This is a genomic window from Pedobacter sp. (genome assembly GCF_045628745.1).
Taxonomy (GTDB): Bacteria; Bacteroidota; Bacteroidia; order Sphingobacteriales; family Sphingobacteriaceae; genus Pedobacter.
Genome location: NZ_JAZQPU010000202.1, coordinates 1 through 6,399, shown reverse-complemented (window position 1 = coordinate 6,399; position 6,399 = coordinate 1). Strand labels below are relative to the sequence as shown.

Sequence of the window (6,399 nt, the reverse complement as noted above, 5' to 3'; positions counted from 1 at the left end):
ATAAATATATACCTGTTATTACAAGATAAGGATCAATAATAAGATGATAATGATAATAGCACCTACTGAAAGATAAACACCACCGTTCATTGCACGGGCTTGGTTTTTCATTTCTTTCAATTCTTTACGTAATTCTTTCTTTTCAGTTCTAGACAAATTAGATTTATCCATGTTTCTGATTTCTTCAACACGGTCAGTAATTTTCTTGAATTGAACCTGTTGTTCAGCTGTTAATTCAGTTTTATTTTTATCTTTTGTCCCAGCAGCCATTGTAGGATTAGCACTAATGCCTAACATAAAAATAAGGGTCAGCGAGTAGATTAATTTTTTCATAATTTAAATGATTAAGTGTTTCTCCTTAAATAACAAAAAACCTACCAAAATTGTTGGCAGATTTTTTTATTAAAATTTAATGTGGTGAATTTCAGCTTTTTATAATCAATCATTTGATGTTTAATTAAAAGCTATCTAATTCTACCTATTCAATACTGTATAGCGAATGGAGCAATTATTTGATTTCGAATACGGTATTCACTACATAATTCAGTTTAATCTTTTTAAAATCAATCTCTGCAGCTTCTTCTGTATCTGCCGATGCCTTCATCATCATTACGTTAGAACGGTAGTTTTGTTGTGGAAAAGATTCGTTGTTTACTTCTTGTATGTCAATAACACTTCCCAATTGATTCCCCAGAGCTTCTACCATATAAGTGGCTTTTGCTTTTGCAGCCTGAAGCGCTTTAATTTTCAACTCTTTCTTTAAAGGTTCAATTTTAGAATAGTCATAACTTTCAATATTAGTATATGCAATTCCTTTTGGATCAATAGCCTCTAAAATTGCATTCCATTTATTCAAATCAGAAACCTTTAAACGATATTGTTTGCTGGCCAAGAAGTCAGGGTTTTTCTTTTTTGCTGTTGCTATATTATAACTCGAGAGATTATTAATTGTTAAGTTCTCTTTCGGGATTCCTGCACTTTGCACGGCGTTATACAATTGATTCTCCAGCGTGGTAATTTCTACTTTTTTCTTGCTGTTATTGTCTTTTAAATATTCTTTAAGGGAAATACTCAAATAAATAATATCAGGTGTAACCTCGGCTTCAGCTGTTCCACTTACAGTAACTTTTTTACGTAAATCTACTTGTTGCGCCATAGCGCTCATACTCAATAAGGCTATAAAGGTAAGGGCAAATAATTTTCTCATAATGTTTTATATATGTGGGTTTGATAGTAAGATGAAAATATCGTACCAAATCCACAAACGAAAAGGTAAATGCGCCTTTTATTCTTCAACTATTTCATTATTAGGTCCTATTTCTTCAACAATTTCTTCTTTGAAATACGTTTTCTGAAAAACAAGGATGAGGACGACTCCTACCGAAATAGCGGCATCAGCAATGTTGAACACTGGTCTGAAAAAGATATAATCTTCACCACCCCATATAGGCACCCAAGTAGGAAACACCCCTTCCAAAATTGGAAAGTAAAACATGTCTACCACACGGCCATGAAATAGGGAGGCGTAGTTGAAGATTTTACCGTAAAATACAGAGTCAATGATATTACCTAAAGCACCGGCAAAAATCATGGCTACGTTTAAGATTAAGCCTCTATGATACTTTTTCTGAATCAAGTAATGCAAGCCATAACCAATTCCGGCTACAGCTGCAATTCTAAAAAGAGATAAGGATAACTTCCCAAATTCACCACCAAACTCCAGTCCAAATGCCATACCGTTGTTTTCGGTAAAGTGAATGATGAACCAGTCGCCCAAAATCTTAAATTCCTGACCCAGGTACATATGGGTTTTGATCCATATTTTTAAGGCCTGGTCAAGAAGAAGAATAGTGAAAATGAGTAGTAAAGGTTTTGTATAGCCTTTCATTATGCCTGCTTCAATTTTGCTTCCATACTTAAGGTTGCATGTGGTACTGCACGCAAACGTTCTTTTTGAATCAGTTTGCCTGTTTCTCTGCAAATGCCATAAGTTTTGTTCTCAATGCGCACTAAAGCAGCTTCAAGGTTTTCAATGAATTTCTTTTGGCGGGCAGCCAATTGGTTGATTTGCTCTTTCTCTAATGTTGCCGAGCCATCTTCTAATGTTTTATAAGTTCCTGAGGTATCTTCAGTACCATTAGAGTTTGGGCTGCTTAAGGAATTAGTTAAAGAAAGAAACTCTTCCTTCGCCATTCTCAATTTTTCATTGATCAGGTCTTTAAATTCTTTTAATTCACTATCTGAATACCTTGTTTTTGTGGTGTTTTCCATAATAATTATTGTTTTTCTATCGAAATTGCTAGTTCAACATCATCAATGATGATTTTGTTTCCAGTTTGTACGCTTTCTGTTATTATTAAATCATCTGCCAAAATCTCTGAGCAAATGTATTGTTTATTCTGTTCGGCGGCTGTAGTAATCAGGTTATCCTTTTGTAAAGTCACCTTGATGCGGTCTGTCACTTCAAAATTTAATTCTTTCCTTAAATTTTGAATACGGTTAATCAATTCGCGCGACAAGCCTTCCTGTTTCAATTCATCCGTAATGGTAATGTCCAGGGCTACAGTAAGCTGACCCAGGTTTGTTACCTGCCAACCTGGAATATCTTCTGCGAAGATTTCTACATCAGTTAACTGAATTACATAAGCAGTACCAGGAATTGCCAGTTCACCATTGCTTTCAAACAAGGCCAATTGATTCTGACTTAAATTATTAATCGCTTCGGCAACTAATTTCATGTCTTTACCAACTTTCGGGCCAAGTGTTTTAAAGTTAGGTTTAATTTTTTTCTTTATAAAACCTGCGGTGTCTCTAATATACTCAATATCTTTAATGTTGGTTTCTGAAAGAATTAATTCTTTAACCAAATCTACCTTTTCTGCAAACTTTTGATCCAACAACGGAAGCAAGATTTTAGCTAATGGCTGACGCACATTGATACTGCTCTTTTTGCGTAAAGAAAGCGCCATAGAAGAGATGTTTTGTGCCAGTTCCATCCTTTCGTTCAACTCTTTATCAATCAGCTGGTTGTCAGCTTCTATCCATAAAGTAAGGTGTACAGATTCCGCTTTTTCATCTTTTACATTCTCAGTTAAATTCTGATATAACCAATCTGCAAAGAAAGGGGCTACCGGCGACATTAACTGGCTCAGGCTGGTTAAGCAGGTATATAAGGTTTCATAGGCAGCTTTTTTATCTGCTGTAAGTTCACCTTTCCAGAAACGGCGACGAGATAAGCGGATATACCAGTTACTTAAGTGTTCGTCTACAAAAGTTTGGATTGCTCTAGTTGCTTTTGTAGGCTCATAAGTATTATAACTTTCATCAACCTCATTAATCAGGTTTTGAAGTAGAGATAAAATCCACCTGTCTAACTCACTGCGTTCTGAAACCGGAGTAAGGTTATCTTTATCAATGCTAAACTGATCAATGTTGGCATACAAAGCAAAGAAAGCATAAGTATTGTAAAGTGTGCCGAAAAACTTTCTGCGCACTTCATCTAAGCCATCTGTATTGAATTTCAGGTTGTCCCATGGTGATGCGTTGCTGATCATGTACCAACGGGTAGCATCTGCACTATAGGTTTCAATGGTGCTAAAAGGATCAACGCCGTTACCTAAACGTTTAGACATTTTATTACCATTTTTATCCAACACCAGACCATTCGATACTACATTTTTGAAGGCAATACCAGGATTACCAACTTTTTCGTTGATCGCTTTAATCTCGTCACTGCTTTCACTCAACATGACCGCAATGGCATGCAAAGTATAAAACCAGCCACGTGTTTGATCCACACCTTCAGCAATAAAATCTGCTGGGTAAGAGCCTTCAAATTCTGCTGCATGCTCAAAAGGAAAATGCCATTGCGCATAAGGCATGGCACCGCTGTCAAACCATACATCAATTAAATCAAGTTCTCTGACCATTCTTTCCCCTTTAGAAGAAGTTAAAATGACATCATCTACATAAGGGCGGTGCATGTCTTTTAACTCAAAGGAAGCATCCATAAAACCTGCTTCCACAGATTTTTTGATCTCTTCATTAAGTTCAGCCAAAGAGCCTATACACTTTTCTTCTTCACCATCTTTAGTACGCCAAATTGGTAAAGGTGTTCCCCAATATCTTGAGCGTGATAAGTTCCAGTCAACCAGGTTCTCCAGCCAGTTACCAAATCTACCTGTACCGGTAGCTTCAGGTTTCCAGTTGATGGTTTTGTTTAAAGCCACCATTTTTTCCTTTACAGCAGTAGTTTTAATAAACCAGCTGTCAAGTGGATAATATAAAATGGGCTTATCAGTTCTCCAGCAATGTGGATAACTGTGTTCATATTTTTTTACGTCAAACGCTTTATTGTCTTCTTTTAATTTGATGGCAATGAGCACATCTGTAGGTTTAAAATCGGGGTTTTTGCGTTCTTCGTCGCTGTAATATTCTTCTTTTACGTAACGGCCGGCAAAATCTGTTACTTCGACAACAAATTTACCTTGTTTGTCTACCAAAGGGGTTTCATTGCCTTTTTCATCTTTTACCATTACCGAAGGCACACCATTTTCTTTGGCAACCCTGAAATCGTCAGCACCAAAAATAGATGCCGTATGAACAATTCCTGTACCATCTTCTGTAGTCACAAAGTCACCCGGGATAACCCTAAAAGCATTTTTCTCCAGCTCATCATTGGTCACATAGTTCATCAGCTGGTGATAACGTAAATCCACCATTTCCTTACCGCTAAATTCAGCAGTAATGGTCCAAGGAATTAATTTATCGCCACTCTTATAAGCACTAAAGTCTAAATCCTTCGCATCGTTTTTAAAATGTTTAGCCACCAGTTCTTTGGCTAACACAACGCTTACCGGTAAATAGGTGTAAGGGTTAAAAGTTTTCACCTTTACATAACGGATCTTCTCACCAACGGCTAAAGCACAGTTAGAAGGCAAGGTCCATGGTGTAGTGGTCCATGCAAGGATAGCGGTTTCTTCCTGCTCATTCTCAAAAAGCACTTCCATTAATGGATGTGTTTGTGTTTTCTTTAAAAAGAACTGAGCGGTGATAGAAGTGTCTTTCAACATTTTGTAGGTGCCAGGCTGGTTAAGTTCATGCGAACTTAGCCCTGTACCTGCAGCAGGCGAATAAGGTTGTACGGTATAACCTTTATACAAGAAACCTTTGTTATAAAATGATTTCAGGATCCACCAAAGGCTTTCCATGTAATCATTCTCATAGGTAATATAAGGCTTTTCAAGATCTACCCAATAACCCATTTTCTCTGTGAGGTCATTCCATACATCGGTATATTTCATTACTTCCTGGCGACAGGCAGCATTGTATTCTTCAACAGTAATTTTTTTACCGATATCTTCCTTGGTGATCCCTAGTTTTTTCTCTACAGCAAGCTCTATAGGCAAACCGTGAGTATCCCAGCCACCTTTACGTTTTACCTGAAAACCTTTCAGGGTTTTGTAACGGCAAAAAATGTCTTTAATGGCGCGTCCCATCACGTGGTGAATCCCTGGCATTCCATTGGCCGATGGCGGACCTTCATAAAAAGTAAATGTGTTCTCTTTGGAACGGGTGGAAATGCTCTTTTCAAAGATGTTTTCCGATTTCCAAAAGTCAAGTATTTCTTTGCCTATTTTAGCTAGTTCCAGTTGTTTGAATTCCCTATACATCTATCCAGTATCCTTAAAAATTAAGGACGCAAAGTTAACGTATTAGAATTGAAAATGATAGCTTTGTAACTAATTTGTTTTATGACTAAATACCTGAAAATTGGGATGATATGTATGTTGGCGGCAGTTCTTATCATGCCGCTTGCCTTCCTGCTAAAGAACACCAACATTGCTGCTGCAATTACACTTATTGTGGCGAGTATGTTACTGGAGGTTATTGGTTTGATTTTTGTTATAGTGAGCTTGATAAAAAAGAGGAAAATAAGCAAACTACAGGATGATAAAAAAACTTAAACTTCAAAAGGGCGTGATAGCGCTGATTCTCGGCCTGATAGCGCTGGTGATCTATCAAATAATGGACACACGTGAAATGGAGAGTAGTATATATGCCCTTGAAGCGGCCGGTGTGTTGTTTATGGCAGGGGCACTGTTATTCCTATATCCTATACTGTTTTCAAAGAAAGACAAGGAGGGTAGGGTAGAGCTTGAATCAGACAAACATCCGGTAAAGGAGCTGGAGAAATAAAAAAGCTTTAAACAGAAAAAACCGCCCTTTTTGAGGAGGACGGTTTTTACAATATATGTAATAAGGAACTTTAGATTACTTGAACATTTACTGCATTTAATCCTTTACGACCTTGTTCTTCATTGTAAGAAACTTTATCGTTTTCACGGATTTCGCCTAATAGGCCACTTGAGTGAACAAAGATTTCTGCACCACCATTTG

8 protein-coding genes are annotated in these 6,399 nt (G+C 37.1%); 2 read left to right on the top strand and 6 right to left on the bottom strand.

Annotation, left to right across the window (positions count from 1 at the left end; all coding sequences use genetic code 11):
- Nucleotides 1-18: 18 nt before the first annotated feature.
- The 5 genes from ACR2F7_RS07685 to ileS all read right to left on the bottom strand — a co-directional run bounded on the left by ACR2F7_RS07685 (nt 19) and on the right by ileS (nt 5,672).
- Nucleotides 19-333: a hypothetical protein gene (locus ACR2F7_RS07685; protein ID WP_432712996.1), complete on the bottom strand. Its 315-nt coding sequence runs from the start codon at nt 331-333 to the stop codon at nt 19-21.
- Between the two features lie 175 nt (nt 334-508).
- On the bottom strand, nt 509-1,207 hold the full coding sequence (locus ACR2F7_RS07680; protein WP_432712995.1) for an SIMPL domain-containing protein: 699 nt from the start codon (nt 1,205-1,207) through the stop codon (nt 509-511).
- 78 nt (nt 1,208-1,285) lie between these two features.
- A complete protein-coding gene (locus ACR2F7_RS07675; RefSeq protein WP_432712994.1) occupies nt 1,286-1,888 on the bottom strand; it encodes a lipoprotein signal peptidase in 603 nt (200 codons plus the stop codon).
- Nucleotides 1,888-2,271 (bottom strand): TraR/DksA family transcriptional regulator, encoded by a 384-nt coding sequence (locus ACR2F7_RS07670; protein ID WP_432712993.1) that lies wholly within the window; start codon nt 2,269-2,271, stop codon nt 1,888-1,890. The genes ACR2F7_RS07675 and ACR2F7_RS07670 overlap by 1 nt, the downstream gene beginning before the upstream one ends.
- A gap of 5 nt (nt 2,272-2,276) precedes the next feature.
- Nucleotides 2,277-5,672, bottom strand: a complete 3,396-nt coding sequence (gene ileS / locus ACR2F7_RS07665) for an isoleucine--tRNA ligase (RefSeq protein WP_432712992.1) — start codon at nt 5,670-5,672, stop codon at nt 2,277-2,279.
- 81 nt (nt 5,673-5,753) lie between these two features.
- On the opposite strand from ileS, the gene ACR2F7_RS07660 reads away from it, so the two are divergent.
- The gene (locus ACR2F7_RS07660) at nt 5,754-5,966 is read left to right on the top strand and encodes a hypothetical protein (protein ID WP_432712991.1); all 213 of its coding nucleotides are present in this window, start codon (nt 5,754-5,756) and stop codon (nt 5,964-5,966) included.
- Nucleotides 5,950-6,198, top strand: coding sequence for an isoleucyl-tRNA synthetase (locus ACR2F7_RS07655; RefSeq protein ID WP_432712990.1), 249 nt, complete (start codon nt 5,950-5,952; stop codon nt 6,196-6,198). Before ACR2F7_RS07660 ends, ACR2F7_RS07655 begins: the two co-directional genes overlap by 17 nt.
- 70 nt (nt 6,199-6,268) lie before the next feature.
- Here ACR2F7_RS07655 and ACR2F7_RS07650 read toward each other — a convergent pair.
- Nucleotides 6,269-6,399: cold-shock protein (locus tag ACR2F7_RS07650; protein WP_432712997.1), on the bottom strand; the 131-nt coding region annotated here is incomplete at its 5' end.